We start from the raw sequence: 17405 nt of genomic DNA on the forward strand, positions 1-17405 counted from the left end.
CCAGCCAGCTACTTGACGATGACGATGCTGGTGTTGGCCGGCCCGAAGGTTTCGACGAGCTGGTAGAAATCGGCGGCATTGTCGGGATGCAGCCGCACGCAACCATGCGAGGCCGGCCGGCCAAGCCGCTTGATGGCATAGGTGGCGTGCACCGCATAGCCGCCGCTGAAGAACACCGAATGCGGCATCGGCGCGTTGTCGTACTTCTTCGAATACCACATTTCATGCATGCGCGTCGGCTTGAACGAGCCGGTCGGCGTCACATGCGCCCTGTCGCCGGTGGAAACCTTCCAGGCGAAGGCCGGGCGGCCGTCGACCGAGACTTCCATGACCTGTTGCGAAAGCGAGACGCGCGCCACGATCTTGTTGGCGGCATGCGCGGTACCCGTGCCGGCGCCGAACAGAAGCGCCGCACCCGTCAGGGCAGCGGCGGTGATGTTGATGAGCTTGGCGGAAATAGCAGTATGCATGATGTCCCTCTCTCTGCCGGGCTGGCCGGCCCCAAATTCGATGAGCGGCTTATCGATGCATCATGTTTCGGAGAGATTTCGTGAAATGCTCGTTTGTGTTTCGAATATGTTTCCTCTGGTTAACGGGCCAAAGTTCCCAAATGGCGGACATTGACGCTGTCACCCTGGACAGGAGTAGGCACATAGGTATCCAGCCCGAAACGAAAGTTCGGATTGGCCAGACTTGAAAGGTTGGAGCCCTATTTCGAAACAGAATCTGCAACAAAGCGCATTTTCGGCGGCATGAAGCGGATACAGGCCGCCGGCAGAGTTGACGTAACGAAAGCAGACGGCAACGACCACGGGAACGAAAACGAACATGCGGTCCTGGTTTCTCGGGATCAGCATCGCAGCAGCAGCCATTAACGGCGCCGGCACGGTTGCCGACGGTTCCATGGCCAGCCTCGCGGCGATGAGTTCGAGTGAGATCTCAACCCTCTATACCGTCCTGTTTTGTGCCACGGTCTGGATTGTTCCAGCCTGCGCATCGTCCGGCTCAAGGCCCACTGGCGGGTTGGCCTTCGGCTGCTGGCATTGCGCGGCCCCTCCGGCAACTTGCTGCTGAGAGGACCGAAGGCCCGCGCCGTGACGGGGGGCTCCGTAGACGGCGCGGGCACTTCGGGAGTTCCTGAAGTATGCCGAGGCGTCACGCGCCCACCCAAGACGGGCGTTGGTCTTCGGAAAACAAGCTGCCGCAACATGATTTACTGGGGATTGACGCAATGAAAACGAAACTTGCAGCTTCGGTGCTTTCGGCACTGCTCTACGCACAGGGCCTGCTCGGCTTTGCCGGGCTCGCCACCGTGCTCTTGAAAGAGCGCGCGCATGCAGGCGAGTTCGCGGCAGGCAGCGACATGCCGCCGGGGCCATCGCTACTGGTGGTGCGCTGAGCGCAGGGCAATCGGGCCCGAGGTGAAAACCGGTTTGGAAATCCGATGCTCAACCAGAGGAATTGCGTGAGCGCCCAGCCGTCAATCGGCGAATTGCGCCGGCGGATCGAAACGGTAGCCGGCGCCGCGTATGGTGATGATGGCTTCCGTATCGAGCTTGCGGCGCAGCCGCACGATGCGCGAATCGATCGAGCGGTCGAAAGCGTCGACATTCTCGGCCGGCGCCGCCGCGATTATGTCGTCGCGCGTCAGCACCTTGCGGGGACTGGCCAGGAACAGCCGAAGCAGCGCCACCTGGCCGGGCGAAAGCTGCTCCTCCGTGCCCGAGCGGTGCATGACGATGGCCGACCTCAAATCGACGGTCGCGTTCTCCAACACGATCAGTTCCTGGGCGGCCCTGCCCCGCCGCGTCAGCAGGCCGCCGACGCGGGCGGCGAGTTCCCTGACATTGAGCGGACTTTCGATGACGTCGGCCGCACCGAGCTCGAGCGCCAGCACCTTGTCGACGAGGTCGCACGGCCGGCAGATCAGGATGAAATCCGGTCCGCCTTCACCGCCCCCGCCTTGGCTGCCATAACGCCTGAGCAGATCACGTCCCTCCGCCTGGCTGAGGCTGTCACCGACGACGACGACGTCGACGCCCTTTCCCGCCAGCATAGATTCCGCTTCCCAGGGCTGGCGCGCCTGACGCACGTCGTGGCCTCGCCGCTCAAGGTGATCGGCGAGTTCGGTCGCCACCACGTCGGCGACGCAGATAAGCCCGATAACGGCGCGTGCAGCCATGTTTTCCAACCATTTCCTGGCAACCCGATATGAGTGCTGGACATCATGTTTATACCCAATCTACTTTCCACCGAAAGTGGGAGCGAGCGCATCGTGCGGGCAAGAATTTTAATTGTCGAGGATGAGCCCGATCTAAGAGAGGCGGTCGCCGAATATCTCGGCGCCGCCGGCTATGACGTGGCGACCGCCGAAACCGCGGCCGCCGCGCGCAGCCTGGTCGAAACGCAATCATTCCACCTCGCCATCCTCGACATCGCCATGCCGGGTGAGGATGGGCTATCGCTCGGCCGCTGGTTGCGCTCGAGACTGCCGATCGGCATCATCTATGCCACCGCCGCCGGCACCGCGCTTGATCGCATCGTCGGACTTGAGCTCGGCGCCGACGACTACATCGTCAAACCCTACGAGCTGCGCGAGGTGCTGGCCAGGGTCCGCAGCGTGCTGCGCCGGGTTCCGCAGCACGCGCCGATGCACGGCCAAAAGGCGAGCGATCCCCGCCGCTCTGTCGCTTTCGGCTCCTTCCAGGCTGATCTCGACGGCAGGCTGGTCACCGGCGCCAACGGCGCGGTGATCGACATGGCCAAGAGCGAGTTCGACGTGCTGGAGGTTTTCCTGACCCGCGCCAACCGGCTGCTGACACGTGCTGCCATTTCCGAAGCGATCGGCCTCACCGAAGATCCGGAATCCTCGCGCGCGGTCGACATTCGCATCATGCGCCTGCGCAAGAAGATAGAAACGGATCCGGCCAGCCCGAAATTCCTGCGTACGGTGCGCGGCGAAGGCTATATCTTCTCGCTGCCGGCCGGCGACGGCCACTAAGTGGGCGCGGGGATTGCTCCCGCGCCTGTGCTGGTCTGTGGACGGACCCGTCGCAATACTTGTCGCCCCAAAAACGCTCTTGGATTTGGGACAAGGCATAAAAGCAAGGATTTGAAACGCGGCGCATGAAATCCGCTTGGCACCGCAACAATGGCTGAAAATGACCGCTGAAGCAGCAGGCACGGACATGCAAGACGGCCGGCAAGGCGCGGCGATGGCGGCCGTGCGCGTGGTGCGGCGGCTGCGCGAGGCCGGCGACTGGCAGCGCGAGATGGAAGCCATACTGGAAACGCTTTGCCGCGCAATGGACTGCCAGCGCGGCATCCTGTTCCGCCTGCGCGAACTGCCCGGTCAGGGATTTGCCCAGTCGGTGGCCGCCTACTGGATCGATCCCGTGCTCGGTGGCGAGTTGGCCTCGCCGACGGTGATCGTGCAGTCGATCATCAACGCCGATCCGCTGCTGGAACGGCTGCAGGAGGATGAACGGCAGGGCAAGATTTTCGCCGGCCATACGCGCGACCTGGACGGCTTCCTGAGAGCCGATTTCGAAAAACAGAGCATTAAATCGTTCCTGTCGGTGTCCGTGTTCGCGCATGGCCACCTATGGGGGACGCTGGCGGTCAATGACTGCATCGAGGAGCGCGAATGGACCGACGAGGAAGAAGCGACGCTGCACATCATCGCGCTGGCCATCGGCGACGCGATCGAACGCTCGCCCTCCGACGCCCACGCCAGCGAGGTCATCCGCCGCACCATGCTGCAAGCCTCGCTCGATGCCATCCTCGTCATCGACGAGACCGGCTCGATCGTCGAATTCAATCCGGCCGCCGAGAAGATGTTCGGCTTCCTGCGCAGCGATATCCTCGGCAAGGACCTGCTCGACACCATCGTGCCGATCTATTACCGTAAGGGCTATGCGTCGGGGGCCGAATACATGTCCGGCCGCGGCGCGCCAATGGTCGGACAGCGGCTCGAGACGGTGACCCAGAACGCCGCCGGCGAGATTTTCCCCATCGAACTGACGGCGACCGAGATGCGAGTCGCCGACCGCCGCCTGATCTTCGGCTCCATCCGCGACCTGCGCGACAAGCTGCGCGCCGAGGAGGAGATCAATCGGCAGCGCGAGAAGTTGCACCAGAACGAGAAGATGGCGGCGATGGGTTCGCTGCTTGCGGGCGTCTCGCATGAGCTCAACAACCCGCTGGCCGTGGTTGTCGCCCAGTCGACGCTGCTGCACGAATTCGCCTCCGATCCGCAGACCAAGGTTCGCGCCGAGAAAGTTCGCGCCGCCGCCGAGCGCTGCGGCCGTATCGTCAAGAGCTTCCTGTCGATGGTCCGGCTGCATCCGACCGAGCGGGCCGAGACGGACCTTAACCAGGTGATCCGCGCGGCGCTCGAGGTGACCGCCTACGGCGCGCGCTCGAGCGGGATCATCATCGACACCGATTTCGCGCCTGGCCCGTTGCTGGCCATGGCCGACGCCGATCACGTCACCCAGGTGGCCGCCAATTTCCTCATCAACAGCCAGCATGCGCTGGCAGGCATAGGCGGCGACCGGCTGATCAAGGTGCGGACCTTCCGCAGCGAGCGCGGCGATCCCGGTTTCTCGGTCGAGGACAATGGGCCTGGCGTACCGGAAGCGATCCGGTCCCGCATCTTCGAATCCTATTTCACCACCAAGCCGGTCGGCGTCGGAACCGGCATCGGCCTGTCGATCTCGAAATCGATCATCGAGCGGCACAATGGCAATGTCTGGTTCGAGGAAGTGCTGCCAAGTGGCGCCCGTTTCGTCGTCCAGCTGCCGGCCATTGTAGCCGGCGTCGCCATCGCCGGCGAGGGCCAGCCGCGATCGAGCGGGCTGCGCCACGCCTTGATCATCGATGACGAGCCCGACGTCGCCGGTTCGCTCTCCGACATACTCGAACTGATGGGCATCAAGTCACGGATCGCGCCCCTCTGGGACACGGCCACAGCCATATTGGCTGGCCACATGCCGCCCGACATCGTCTTTTCGGACCTGCGCATGCCTGGAACAAGCGGCATGACCATCTATCGAGAGTTGCTTGCCGAAAGACCGGAACTGGCGCGGCGTTTCGTGCTGGTCACTGGCGACCTGATCGGCGCCAAGGCCGAAATCGAGGCGCTGCCGCCCTTGCAGCGTCCGCAGATCCTGGAGAAACCGTTCAGCACGCTGGATGTGCGCAGCGTGCTTTCCGCCATTGCCGACCAGGTGGTTTCGAAGGGATAGACCGTACCAACCGGTTAAAAAAAGCCCCCGGCCGACATGCGGCGGGAGCCGAAGGGAGCGCTGGACGCGCTCGGGGAGCGCCGCGGCACGTTCCAAAGCGGAGCCGCTTCGGAACCATGTTTCAGTCGAACTCAGAAAATATTCGGCGTATTGGTCAGCGGCGCGGCATTGGCGATCATCCGGACCGCACGGGCTTTGTGGGCTCCGGACTGCTCGGCTATGGCCCGCAGGCAATCGACGCTCTCGGCGCCCCAGGCCTGACCCTTGCAGGCAAAGTCGACCATCGACATCGGCAGGCGTGCGGTTCTGGTGGTGGTCATTGCGCCGCCGACGACGTTGGCCGGTGGATTGAGCGAAGCAAAGGCCGGGCCGACCGTCGGCGCGAACGCCATGCCGGCGAAGGCGCAAGCAGCCAGCGCCATGAACATCGCCATGGGGTGGTCGCTGGCGCGCTGGCGCAACGCCAGCTTCGGGCGGCGGCCAACGCGCTCCGGAGCCTGGGACCGGCGGTCGTTGCTGGCAATCTGAACTTTCGCATGCATCATCATCCCTTTCGCTGACTTTCTTTTTTGATAAAACGAACTTAGTCGCGCTCTGTATCAGCGGAAAGCTGGCGTGAATCTGATATTGTAACCGCCTTGAAACGGCACCCGCGGCAGCCCCCACCAACTGGGCATCACGCGCCCGCTTGCCGATCTCGGCTCGGCGGATCGGCAAGCGGGCAAGACGCGCGGCGACGCCTTTTGCCTCGGCTTCCGCCGTGGCAGGATTTGCTTCGAAACCCTGCCGGAACCAAGCTTTGAAACCCGGGCTAACGCCCGGATTCTCCGGGGTTTTCGGGGCCAGCCGTCACATCGGATTGGATTGAAATCGGCGCGCCAATTTTCTTTCGAAAATATGCTTGTTTCCACAAGCCATTGCATTTCAATGAAAAATATGATTATATTGAACGGATATTCAATAAAAAGAAGAGACGTTTTATGAACCCGCATCTCCGTGACGTGGCCATTCCCAACGATTGGGACCGGCGGGGACTGCCTGGCTGGAGCTACCATTCCGATGCCCTCCTCGAACTCGAGAAGGAGCACGTTTTCCGCAACCATTGGCAAATCGCCGGACATGTCAGCGACATCCCTGACGCAGGCGACTACCTGGCCATGGACGTCGTCGGCGAACGCGCTCTGATCGTGCGCGGCAAGGACGGCGTCGTGCGCGGTTTCAACAATATGTGCCGCCATCGCGGCAGCCGTGTCGTCGCCGACAGCCAGGGCAACTGCAAGAACGCGCTTGTGTGCCCGTTCCACGGCTGGGTCTACAATCTCGATGGCACGTTGCGCGGCGCTGCCCGCCCGCGTTCCTTTCCCGATCTCGACAAGACCGAGTTCGGCCTGATGCCGCTCGATCTGGAGGTCTGGATGGGCTTCATCTTCATCCGCTTCCGCGCTGGCGGCCCGCAGCCGTCCGTCGCCGAGCTGATGAAGCCGATCGAGCCCGAATTCTCGCACTACAAGGCCGCCGACATGGTGCCCTCCTGGGGCATCTGGACCCAGAAAACTCCGGTCAACTGGAAGTCGGTGCGCGACGTCGACAATGAGGGCTATCACGTCGCCATGGCGCACCCGGCTCTGCAGGACCTCTATGGCGCGACCTATTTCGACGAACCCTTCGTCAACGGCGTGTCGCGCTCCTTCGCCAGCTACAACCCGCATGCCGGCCGTCGCTGGAGCGTAAGGAACTACGTCAAGATCGCGCCGGAGCCGGCGCATCTGCCGGACTATCTGAAGAAGGCCTGGGTCTATTATGGCATCTTCCCCAATGCCGTCCTCTCGGTGATGCCGGAATCGGTGCAGTTCTATCAGGAGTTCCCGCTGTCGACGGGTGAGACCCTGCTGCGCGGCGCCATTTACCGCAATCGCGACGAAAGCCGCGAGCAGGCTGCGGCCCGCTATCTCTCCTTCCGCATCGACCGCGACACCATGTCGGAGGATGTCCAGCTTTCGGTGTGGTCGAACGAATCCATGCTGTCGGAAGCCTTCGAGGGTTTTTACCTCTCCGACCTAGAATACGGAGTGCGCACCCACCACGACCATCTGCGCAGGCAGATCCCCGTGCTTGGGCTCGAAACGGCGCCGGAGGAGAAGGACATGTGGAACTTGAACGACGCGCTGCGGTCGCGTGGATAGGCGACGCCGATAATTGGCGAAACCATCGGTGAGAGCGCTCCTCTCCCCGTCCTATGCGGGGCGAAGAAAGAACGTCATCCCCGCCACACCCCTTCTTTCCTGAGATCATCCATCGTGCGCGAAATGCCCTCGCGCAAAATGCCGACCATGTCGTCGATCTGCTCGCGCGTGATGACCAGCGGCGGCGACATCACGCACATGTTGATCAGCGGCCGCACCAGCAGGCCGAGCTCGTGGCAATGCGCGTCGATGCGTTTGCCGACATCCTTGTCGAGCTGCAGCGGGTCCTTGCTTTCGCGGTCGGCGACACATTCGACGCAGCCCATCAATCCCAGCCCGCGCACCTCGCCGACCAACGGCAATTCTTCCAGCGTCTTCATCTGCGCCTGGAAGTAGGGCGCGACCGCTTGCGTGTGGGCAAGTACGCCCTGCTCCAGAAGGTCGAGATTCCTGAGCGCCACTGCGCAGCCGACCGGATGGGAGGTGTAGGTCAGGCCATGGCCGAACATCGCGTCGGGATGGTTCGACCGGCGCAGTTCCTCCAGCAGCCGTTCCGATATGATGACGCCGCCGAGCGGGAAATAGCCTGACGTCACACCCTTGGCGAAGGTGATCATGTCGGGATCGATGCCGAACACATCGCCGGAGGCGAAGACATGGCCCAGCCGTCCAAAGCCCGTCACCACCTCGTCGGAGACATAGAGGATGTCGTTGTCGCGGCAGATCTCGCGGATGCGCTTGAGGTAGCCGTCCGGCGGCACGATAACGCCGCCGGAGGCCTGCACCGGCTCGCCGACGAAAGCGCCGATCCGGTCAGCACCGACTCGCGCGACGGTGTCGCGGAACTGACCGACGAGGAAGTCGGTGAAATCAGCTATGCTCATGCCCTGCGGACGACGGAACGGATCGGGCGAGGACAGCTTGATCACCAGCTCGTCGGCGCCGTCCATCCAGTCACGGTCGCGCGGGCGGCCATTGAGCGAGGCCGACAGATAGGTCGAGCCGTGATAGGCGCCGCCGCGCGACAGGATCAGCTTCTTCTCCGGCCGGCCCCGCACATTGTTGTAGAACTGCATGAAGCGCAGCGCCGTCTCCACCGCCGAGGAGCCGCCCGTAGTGTAGAAGACGTGGCTGAGATCGCCAGGCGCGTGACCGGCTATGCGACCGGCAAGTTCCGCCGAAGGCGCGTTCATCGTGTACCACGGCGTGTTGTAGGACAGCGCCATCGCCTGGTCGTACATCACCCTGGCGAGTTCCTCGCGCCGATGACCGACATTGACGCACCACATGCCGGCCGGCCCGTCGATCAACCGCTTGCCGGTGCCGTCGGTTATGTAGATGCCGTCGCCTTCGCCGATCAGCGCGCGCGCTTCTGCGCCGACCGAACCGGCATACGGCCAGGGCTGGACGAGATGGCGCCTGGCCAACTCGACGGTATCGGCGGCTCCGGCTCCGGCCATTTCGCTCGCCTTCAGGTCCCTCGCAGCCGCCATTGTCATCTCCACATCATTCGTCGAATTCAGGATTTCGAAATTTGGCCGGCAGTGCCGGAAATTTCGGGCATAATCCGTACTATTTTGAATGTCCGTTCAATCAATATCTCAGAAATAGCGCTTGATTTCAATCCGCGGATGCGGGCATGATGAAAGAAAGCCGGCAAGCTCGGAGCGCGATCAGCAAAACTGGTCACCGGTTTTGCGTTCGATCGCGCTCCAAAACAAAATTGGGAACAAACACCCGGCGCCAGTCCAACGGGATACCGCATGGCGGGACGCTCCAGGCCAGCAACCGAGATCACAGCCGGAGCCCTGCCCCCCGGAGTCTGGCAATGACGGCGGCGGTGGAAGGGTCGCCCCCGTTGCGCATGACGCGGGCCAGACGAAATGCCCTTCTGCAATCCGAACCCGTGCAGGGCTTTGCCCTGATCAGCCCAACCTTTCTCTACGCGCTCATCCTCCTGGTCCTGCCGATCCTGGTGGTCATCGCCCACTCCTTCTGGACGCAGAACTATCTGACCATCGACCGCACCTTCACGCTGGAAAACTACCGCGTCGCCCTGACCGAGCCGATCTATCGCGATCTGTTGTGGCGCTCGCTGTATATCTCGCTGACGGTCAGCTTCTTCACCGTCGTCCTGGCTTATCCGATCGCCTATTTCATTTCCTTCCACGGCGGCCGCCACAAGAGCCTGTGGCTGTTCCTCATCACCATCCCGTTCTGGACCAGCTATCTCTTGCGCGTGATGTCGTGGAAGGTCATTCTCGGCTATAACGGCGTCTTGAACTCCGGGCTGATCGGCCTCGGCATCATCAACGAGCCGTCGACGGCGCTGCTCTACAATTCGAGCGCCGTCATCATCACGCTGACCCACGCCTGGGCGGCCTTCGCCATCCTGCCGATCTTCGTCTCGCTGGAGAAGATCGACCGGACCCTGGTGGAGGCGGCTACGGATCTCGGCGATGGTCCCTTTCGTTCGTTCCTTCGCGTGACTTTGCCGCTGTCGGCGCCAGGCATCATCTCGGCGGCGCTGATCGTGATGATCCCGACGGTCGGCGACTATGTCACCCCCAAGCTCGTCGGCGGCAAGGACGGCGTCATGATCGCCAACGCCATCCAGGCGCAGTTCGGCAAGGCCTCGAACTGGCCGCTGGGCGCCGCCCTTTCCGTCACCACCATGCTGGTCGTGACGTTGATGGCCGGCGCCACGGTGCTGGTCATCCGTGCCGCCCAGAGGCTTGCGCGATGAGCGCGGCGCGACGTCTGCTGCCGGGCGGCTGGCTGTCGGCCTACGCCTTCCTCTATGTCGGCTTCCTTTATCTGCCCGTGATCTTCCTGCCGATCTTTTCGATCAACACGGCGGCCACGCCGAAATTCCCGCTCACCGGCTACACCCTCAAATGGTACGAGGACCTGCCCAACACGCCGGCGCTGCTCGACGCCACCTGGAACAGCCTGATCGTTGGCGTCTCGGCGTCCGTCCTTTCGACGGTTCTCGGCATCCTCGCCGCCCGCTCGATCACTCGCTACCGCTATCCCGGCCGGCGGGCCATCAACGGTCTGATCATGGCGCCGCTCGTGCTGCCGGAAGTCATCGTCGCCATCTCGATGCTGCTGGTGATGCTGCAGCTCGGCTTGAGCCTCTCTCTGTTTACCGTCGTGCTCGGCCATGTCCTGGTCTGCATCCCCTATTCGATGACGGTGCTGACCTCCGGCTTCGAGGGTTTCGATCGCAGCCTCGAGGAGGCCTCGGCCGACCTCGGCGAGAGCGCCTTCGGCACCTTCCGGCGGGTGACGCTGCCGATGGTGGCGCCGGCAATCATCTCCAGCCTGCTGGTCTGCTTCACCATTTCGCTGGACGAGTTCATCATCGCCTTCTTCCTGACCGGTACCGAGGCGACGCTGCCGATCTATATCTGGGGCCAGTTGCGCTTCGCGGCGAAACTGCCGGGCGTGCTCGCGCTCGGCACGCTGCTGCTGGTCGCCTCCTTCCTGCTGATGACCGTCGCCGAAATCCTGCGCCGCCGCGCCGCCAGACGCACCCAGAACGAGGGAGGGCTTTATGCCTGAGCAGGCCCCATCGGCACGAACCCTGTCCGAACGGACGATGATCGAGATCAACCGCGTCACCCGCAGCTACGGCGCCTTCAAGGCGCTCGACGATGCCTCCTTGACCATTCGCGAGGGCGAATTCTTCTCGCTGCTCGGCCCGTCCGGCTGCGGCAAGACCACGCTGTTGCGCATGATCGCCGGCTTCGACAACCCGACGAGCGGTTCGATTTCGGTCGGCGGCCAGCCGATGGAAGGCATTGCGCCCAATCGCCGACCGACCAACATGGTGTTCCAGAGCTATGCGATCTTCCCGCATCTCAATGTCGAGCAGAACGTCGCCTATGGCCTGAAGCGGCTGAAGCTCCAGGGCGGCGAGGAGAAGCGCCGCGTCGTGGAAGCCTTGGCGCAGGTGTCGCTGACCGGTCTCGGCAAGCGTCTCGCCACCGAACTGTCCGGCGGCCAGCGGCAACGCGTCGCGCTTGCCCGCGCGCTGGTGATGCGCCCCAAGGTGCTGCTGCTCGACGAGCCACTGTCGGCGCTCGACAAGAAGCTGCGCGAGCAGATGCAGGTCGAGCTGCGCCGCCTGCAGCAGGCCGTCGGCATCACCTTCGTGCTGGTCACCCACGACCAGTATGAGGCGCTGGCCATGTCCGACCGCATCGCCGTGATGTTCGGCGGCAGGATCGCGCAAGTCGCCTCGCCCAAGGAGATCTACCAGCGGCCGGTCAACCGCCAGGTCGCCGACTTCCTCGGCGGCATGAATTTCGTCAAGGCCGAGATCGTCGAGGAGAACGGCGCCTCGCTGGTCGTCGACACGCTGGGCTTCGGCCGTGTGAAGACCGACAAGCCGAAGGCCTTCGTGCGCAATGGCGGCGGCGCCACGCTCGGCATCCGCCCGGAGCGCCTGCGCGTCCTGTGGGACAATGCGACGGCCAAGTTCGAGGTTGCCGGAAAGGTGGTCGAACGCCACTATTTTGGCGAGATCACCCATTTGATCGTCGAGATCCCCGGCCTGGAAAAGCCGCTGTCGGTAACCGAGACCAACGATTTCGGCGCCGACGATATTCCGGTCGGCACTTCGATTCGCCTCGCCTACGATCCCGAAGCCCTGGTGGCGATGGCGGATTGACGGTCCGCGATGATCTTTCGCGCCGCTATGCGACCGGCAACGATCGCCCCTTCGACATAGCCGGGAAATGACGGCGACAGCTCCGACGATGCGAAATGAACAGGCGGCGCGCCGGCCAGGAGCACAGGTTCGGCATCGGTCGCCGCGACGTCGACGATGAGGTCGCTGTAGCCGCCGCCGCTCCAGCGGTCATGCGTCCAGTCGCGCTGGCTGAAACCCGCGATTTCGGCCGCGTCGGGACCGAGGGCTTCCACCAGTTTCCCGGTCACTTCGGCGCGCAGTGCCGTCTCGCCAAGCTCACCCCAGCGCAAGGCGAGCGGGCCGCCGACGAAGACGACCAGCGCCGCGTGGCCTTCATCCGGACTGGCATCGTAAGCGAACAGCCCCGGCGGGTCGCGCCACATCACCATGCCGCTCAAGCCGCGGCGGCGCCAGAAGGCAGCGGGGTAGCGCACTAGCACCTTGATCACGGCGCCGCTTTCCCAAACGCCGAGCGCCTTCGCCAGGGATTCGGGCAGGGCGGGTGCGAAGCCCAGTTTCGCCGCCATGACCGGCGGCACCGCGACAAGTGCCGCCCGCGCTTCAATGACACCCGCCGCCGAGACGATGCGAACGGCTTGCGGTCCATGCTCGATGCATGAAACGGCCGCGTTGAGCCACAGCCGGTCGCCGAGATCGCTGGCCAGGTCCTCGGCCACCGACTGCATCGTCTCGCGCAGGAAATACTGGAGCTCCGGCACCTCATTGGTGATGCGCCGATCGTTGTCGATCAGGTGCCAGAGCGGCAGTTTCTCCAGCGTCAGGCACCACAGGCCTTCGATCATCGAGCGGAAGGCTGCCTTGGCGGCATCGGCATCGTCTTGCCGGTCGAGCCAGGCGGCAACGGTCAGCCCGGCAATCGAGGGATCGTCCGGCGCGATCGCGTTCATCCGATCGCGGATCGCCATCGAACCAGAATAGGTTCGCTTCGCCTCGGCGGCGGAGATTGGCGGCTGGGCGATAAACGCGCCGTCGACATGGGTTTCGACAAGCGTCTTGCCGCGCGCGTCGACAAGCGCCATCAGCTCCGGCATGTCCTCGCACAGGAACTGCCCGCCACTGTCGATGCGCTCGCCGGAACCGATCTCCATCGACTCGACGCGCCCGCCGACACGGTCGCGCGCTTCGAGCAGCACGAAATCGACGCCGGCCTTTTTCAGCTCGAGCGCGGCCGACAGCCCGGTGAAGCCGGCGCCGATGATGACGACATCGGCTCTTGCGGATCCGCTGTTCAATAGCCGGCCTTGATCTTCTCGAACTCGGCGACCATGCGCTGCTTCAGTGCCGGCGGCACCGGCTGCTGGAACAGCGTCTTGTCGAGGAATTTGTCGAGATTGTCGAAGCCGCGGTCGGCCAGCACCTGGTGATCGACCGCGGCCATGCCGGCACCGTTGCCATGGCCGTAGCCGAAGGTCTTGACCATATAGTCCGACACCCCCGGCGCATTGACCGCGCTGAGGAAATCATAGGCCTGGTCGAGCTTGCCCGGCGCGTCCTTCATCAGCACATAGCCGCACACCCAGGTCGAGATGCCTTCCTTGCTGTCGCGGTTCATGGCGATCGGCAGGCCTTGCCCCTTCAGCGTCACATAGGTCTCGTTCCAGCCCCAGACGAGATCGACCTCATTGCCGATGAAGGCCTGGTTGAGATCGGTGTCGTCGGTCCAATAGAAACGGATGTTCTTGTGCACGTCGCGAAGGAAGGCGGACGCCTCCTGGAACTGAGCATCGGTCATCCCTGTCCAGTCTTTCAGCCCGATGACCAGGCTCGCCAGCGCATAGGCGTCGTCGACATTGTCGCCGATGGTGACGCGGCCCTTGAACTTCGGGTCGGCGAAGATCCTGAGCGATTGCGCCTGCTCCGGCGTCACCTTGTCGGTGCGGTAGAGAAGCGAGGTGTTGCCCCAGTCGAATGGCATGAACCACGCTTTGCCGTCGTCGGTGGTGGCGAGATCCTTCATCGCCATGATGCCGGGATTGAGGTCTTTCCAGCCTGCTATCCTCGACGTGTCGAGCGGCTGCAGCATGCCCGCCTCGCGCCACTTGACCACGCTTTGCGAACAGGGATGCGCGATGTCGGCCTTGAAGCCGGCTCGCATCTTTTCGAAGGCCTCGTCCTCGTCGCCGAAGAAGGCGAAGGTCGGCTCGGCGCCGTATTTGGCGGCATAGGCGGGGTGCAGCAGCGGGTCCTCATAGCCGGACCAGTCGAACACGACGAGGTCGCCGCCACCTTCCGCCCAGGCATAGACGGTGCCGGCGCCGATCACGCAGACGACGGCAAGGGCAAGGCGGCGTAGCATTGGCTTCATGGTGCGAATTCCCCCGTCGCGAAAGGCTGCCGCGAGGTTATGAGAATTCGCCTCTCTTGGCGAGCCCGCCCGCCCACCATCTCCGCAGACGGGCGGGCGGCCGAACCGGCTCAATATCCAGCTTTGATCTTCTCGAACTCGGCGATCATCTTGAGCTTGAGCTGCGACGGCACCGGCGACTGGAACAGCGTCTTGTCGACGAATTTCTGCACGTCGTCATAGCCTTTTTCCTTCAGCACGGCCTGATCGACGCCGGCCATGCCCTTGGCGTTGGCCTGGCCATAGCCCCAGTCCTTGACCAGCACCTTGGCGGTTTCGGGATCGTTGACGGCGTTCAGATAATCATATGCCTTGTCGACATTGCCGGGCGCGTCCTTGAACAGCACATAGCCGCAGACCCAGGTCGAAATGCCTTCGTTAGTGTCCTTCTTGGCCTTGATCGGCACGCCGGCGGCGACCGATTGCACGGTGGCGTCGTTCCATGCCCAGGCAAGATCGACCTCGCCGCCGCTCAAAAGCTGCACCACGTCCGTTGTGTCGGTCCAGTAGGAGCGCACGTTCTTATGCACCTGGCGCAGGAAATCCGACGCCTGTTTGAACTGGTCGTCGGTCATCTTGGTCCAGTCCTTGACGCCGATGGCGAGGCTCGCCAGCGCATAGGCGTCGTCGACATTGTCGCCGATCGACACCCGGCCCTTGAACTTCGGATCCGCGAACGCCTTCAGCGACTGCACGTCCTTTGCGTCGACCTTTTCGGAATTATAGGTGAGCTGGGTGTTGCCCCAGTCCCAGGGCATGAACCAGGCCTTGCCGTCCGCGGTCGTGGCGAGATCCTTCATCGCCATGATTCCGGGATTGAGATCTTTCCAGCCTGTGATCTTCGATGTGTCGAGCGGCCGCAGCAGGCCGGCCTCGCGCCATTTCACCACGCTCTGCGAGCAGGGATGGCCGAGATCGGCCTTGAAACCCGAGCGCACCTTTTCGAACGCCTCGTCCTCGTCGCCAAAGAAGGCGAAGGTCGGCGAATCGCCGTTCTTTTCGACATATTTCGGATGGAAGCTCGGATCCTCATAGCCGGACCAGTCGAACACGACCAGGTCTTTGTCGGCGGCAACCGCCAGGGCTGCGGCCGAGGCCGCCAGCACGCCGGTCAATGCCAGGGTCAATGTCAGGCGTCGGGCCAATGTCAGCCGCTGGATTGATGTCTTCATTGCTGTTCCATCCTCTTTTATTTTATCGATTGCTTCATGCCTTGCGACGGGTGGCGGCTGCTCCCTGGTAATGTTTAGGGAATGCGGCCGACAGGAATTCGTTGGCTGCCTGCAAGGCGCTCTCGCGGGTAGTGTCTTCGGTGCCCATCATCAAGCGCAGCCACAGTCCCTCCAGCATCGCGCTGAGCGCCAGCGCCATGACCTGCGGCTCATAGGCATAGCCGCCGCTTTGCTTGAGCGTCGCGCAAAGCTCGATGAAGATGTTCTGGTAAACGGCATCGCGGGCGCTGCTCAGCGCCTGATAGGTCGGCCGCGACTTGGCCTCGCCCCAGAAGGCGCACCAAGCCGCCAGCTTGCGCTTGTTGCAGATCGAACGGTCGAAATCGGCCGCGACCAGGGTCCGCAACTGGTCGGCGGGATCGTTCCCCGCTTTCTCCAAGGCATTGCGCCAATGCGCCGAGTACTCGTCATACATATGCTGCAAGGTCGCGATCAGCAGTTTTTCCTTGCTCTCGAAATGGAAATTGACGATGCCGCGCGACAGGCCCGCGCCATCGGCGACGTCGGCCATCGTCGTCTCCGAATAGCCGCGCTTGGCCAACGAATCGATCGTCGCCTCGATCAACTGAAGCTGCCTGACCTCCTTGGAAGCCTTACGCCCGCGTTTCTCGGGTTCGCTCGATGCCTCGGCGGACTGCTCTTGGCGTGCTGCAATTTTCATGGGTGCGGTCATGCTCCACATCGCCGGCTAGCCGACCATCTTCGGTTTTTGCCCGCGAAGATGAGTGGGGCGGTGCTCGCCACTGTCAAGCACCTTCTGCATGGCCTCCCAGGTTCGTATGTTCTTGTCGACATAGGCGGCGCCCACTGCCGCCGCGACCGTCGGATAGAGCGGCCCCTTCAGCCTTTCCAGTTCGCCCCGCGCCACCTCGCGGTACCAGGGATTGCGGTCGCGAACCGCGATCTCGGCAAAGCCCGCCTGGCGCATCGCCTGTGCGTAGCGCGCCGGCGAGGCCATCGCGAAGGACAGCCCTTCGGCGGCGACATAGGCCTTCATCTCCGGTGATGGTTCGCCGTCATGCGAGATCATCCAGTTTGATGCCGCAAAGGCGCCGCCGGCCTTGAGCACGCGGAATATCTCCGCAAACAGCGCATCCTTGTCGGCGACATGCAGCAGCGCATCCTTGGAGAAGACGACGTCGAAGGACTGATCCTCGAAAGGCAACCGCCCAGGCGGCGCCTGGATGAAGCTGGCGCGGTCGGCAAGCCCGCGGGAGGCTGCCCGCCGCCTGGCCGTTTCGATCACCGGCCGCTCAACATCGAAGCCGGTGACGTGCGCGGCGCCATGCCGTTCGACCAGATGCAGCGTGATGCCTCCGGACCCGCAGCCGATGTCGAGGATGGTCTTGCCTGCGAGCGAAAGCCCCTCGAGCACGCGGTCGACTTCGTCGGGCCCGCCCGGCGACAGGTAGCCGTCGCCCCACAGCGCCTCGAGGAAGCGGATGGCGGCTCCGTCATACTCCGGCTCGGCCTCGGCCGTTTCGATCATCAACCCTCGATCCCCAATCGACGAATGTCCGTCTCGAACGCCTGCAAAGCCTAGCCCATGTCTGGGAAAACGCAACATCATTTGTTGAACATTCATTCAATATAGCTGGACAAAACGACGACTACCATGCCAAGTTTCGCGCATTGAGGGGACGGATTACGCCAAAATGAACAGCGGATCGCATGGAA

General features: G+C 63.2%; 16 protein-coding genes. 7 read left to right on the top strand and 9 right to left on the bottom strand.

Annotated elements, in window-relative coordinates; genetic code table 11:
- Positions 1-8 precede the first annotated feature (8 nt).
- Positions 9-470, bottom strand: a complete 462-nt coding sequence (locus ACIU1A_RS24955) for a L,D-transpeptidase (RefSeq protein ID WP_404925521.1) — start codon at positions 468-470, stop codon at positions 9-11.
- A gap of 761 nt (positions 471-1231) precedes the next feature.
- Here ACIU1A_RS24955 and ACIU1A_RS24960 point away from each other — a divergent pair.
- The gene (locus tag ACIU1A_RS24960) at positions 1232-1399 is read left to right on the top strand and encodes a hypothetical protein (protein WP_140558462.1); all 168 of its coding nucleotides are present in this window, start codon (positions 1232-1234) and stop codon (positions 1397-1399) included.
- A gap of 81 nt (positions 1400-1480) precedes the next feature.
- Here the strand turns inward: ACIU1A_RS24960 and ACIU1A_RS24965 are convergent, their stop codons facing one another.
- Positions 1481-2182, bottom strand: a complete 702-nt coding sequence (locus ACIU1A_RS24965) for a response regulator transcription factor (RefSeq protein ID WP_140500617.1) — start codon at positions 2180-2182, stop codon at positions 1481-1483.
- Positions 2183-2227: 45 nt separating this feature from the next.
- Here ACIU1A_RS24965 and ACIU1A_RS24970 point away from each other — a divergent pair, with 45 nt between their 5' ends.
- Both ACIU1A_RS24970 and ACIU1A_RS24975 read left to right on the top strand, forming a co-directional pair.
- Positions 2228-3001 (top strand): response regulator, encoded by a 774-nt coding sequence (locus tag ACIU1A_RS24970; protein ID WP_181167426.1) that lies wholly within the window; start codon positions 2228-2230, stop codon positions 2999-3001.
- Positions 3002-3161: 160 nt separating this feature from the next.
- On the top strand, positions 3162-5249 hold the full coding sequence (locus ACIU1A_RS24975) for an ATP-binding protein (RefSeq protein WP_404925522.1): 2088 nt from the start codon (positions 3162-3164) through the stop codon (positions 5247-5249).
- A 131-nt stretch (positions 5250-5380) separates the two neighbouring features.
- On the opposite strand, the gene ACIU1A_RS24980 is transcribed toward ACIU1A_RS24975, so the two are convergent.
- Complete coding sequence (locus ACIU1A_RS24980) at positions 5381-5791, bottom strand: hypothetical protein (protein WP_140500616.1); 411 nt, start codon at positions 5789-5791, stop codon at positions 5381-5383.
- 438 nt (positions 5792-6229) lie between these two features.
- Between ACIU1A_RS24980 and ACIU1A_RS24985 the strand changes: the two genes are divergently transcribed.
- Positions 6230-7432 carry an aromatic ring-hydroxylating dioxygenase subunit alpha gene (locus ACIU1A_RS24985; RefSeq protein ID WP_404925523.1) on the top strand — a complete coding sequence of 401 codons (1203 nt, stop codon included), beginning with the start codon at positions 6230-6232 and terminating at the stop codon, positions 7430-7432.
- Between the two features lie 74 nt (positions 7433-7506).
- Here the strand turns inward: ACIU1A_RS24985 and ACIU1A_RS24990 are convergent, their stop codons facing one another.
- On the bottom strand, positions 7507-8925 hold the full coding sequence (locus ACIU1A_RS24990) for an aminotransferase (RefSeq protein WP_404925524.1): 1419 nt from the start codon (positions 8923-8925) through the stop codon (positions 7507-7509).
- Positions 8926-9260: 335 nt separating this feature from the next.
- On the opposite strand from ACIU1A_RS24990, the gene ACIU1A_RS24995 reads away from it, so the two are divergent.
- Genes ACIU1A_RS24995 through ACIU1A_RS25005 form a run of 3 tightly spaced genes read left to right on the top strand, consistent with a single transcriptional unit; the run spans position 9261 to position 12110 of the window.
- Positions 9261-10178 (top strand): ABC transporter permease, encoded by a 918-nt coding sequence (locus tag ACIU1A_RS24995; protein WP_140517906.1) that lies wholly within the window; start codon positions 9261-9263, stop codon positions 10176-10178.
- Positions 10175-10999: an ABC transporter permease gene (locus ACIU1A_RS25000; RefSeq protein WP_140525484.1), complete on the top strand. Its 825-nt coding sequence runs from the start codon at positions 10175-10177 to the stop codon at positions 10997-10999. The genes ACIU1A_RS24995 and ACIU1A_RS25000 overlap by 4 nt, the downstream gene beginning before the upstream one ends.
- A gap of 37 nt (positions 11000-11036) precedes the next feature.
- Entirely contained in the window at positions 11037-12110 is a 1074-nt protein-coding gene (locus ACIU1A_RS25005; RefSeq protein WP_404928013.1) for an ABC transporter ATP-binding protein, read from the top strand.
- Here the strand turns inward: ACIU1A_RS25005 and ACIU1A_RS25010 are convergent.
- The 5 genes from ACIU1A_RS25010 to ACIU1A_RS25030 form a co-directional block, all read right to left on the bottom strand.
- Positions 12074-13384, bottom strand: a complete 1311-nt coding sequence (locus ACIU1A_RS25010; RefSeq protein WP_404925525.1) for a flavin monoamine oxidase family protein — start codon at positions 13382-13384, stop codon at positions 12074-12076. The genes ACIU1A_RS25005 and ACIU1A_RS25010 overlap by 37 nt on opposite strands.
- A complete protein-coding gene (locus tag ACIU1A_RS25015) occupies positions 13381-14457 on the bottom strand; it encodes an extracellular solute-binding protein (RefSeq protein WP_404925526.1) in 1077 nt (358 codons plus the stop codon). Before ACIU1A_RS25015 ends, ACIU1A_RS25010 begins: the two co-directional genes overlap by 4 nt.
- A 110-nt stretch (positions 14458-14567) precedes the next feature.
- Positions 14568-15668 carry an ABC transporter substrate-binding protein gene (locus ACIU1A_RS25020; RefSeq protein ID WP_140558448.1) on the bottom strand — a complete coding sequence of 367 codons (1101 nt, stop codon included), beginning with the start codon at positions 15666-15668 and terminating at the stop codon, positions 14568-14570.
- Between the two features lie 34 nt (positions 15669-15702).
- Entirely contained in the window at positions 15703-16389 is a 687-nt protein-coding gene (betI, locus tag ACIU1A_RS25025; protein ID WP_140525480.1) for a transcriptional regulator BetI, read from the bottom strand.
- Positions 16390-16416: 27 nt separating this feature from the next.
- Complete coding sequence (locus ACIU1A_RS25030) at positions 16417-17217, bottom strand: class I SAM-dependent methyltransferase (protein WP_140558445.1); 801 nt, start codon at positions 17215-17217, stop codon at positions 16417-16419.
- Positions 17218-17405: the final 188 nt, after the last annotated feature.

Origin of the sequence: Mesorhizobium maamorense (assembly GCF_044998965.1) — a bacterium.
GTDB lineage: Bacteria > Pseudomonadota > Alphaproteobacteria > Rhizobiales > Rhizobiaceae > Mesorhizobium.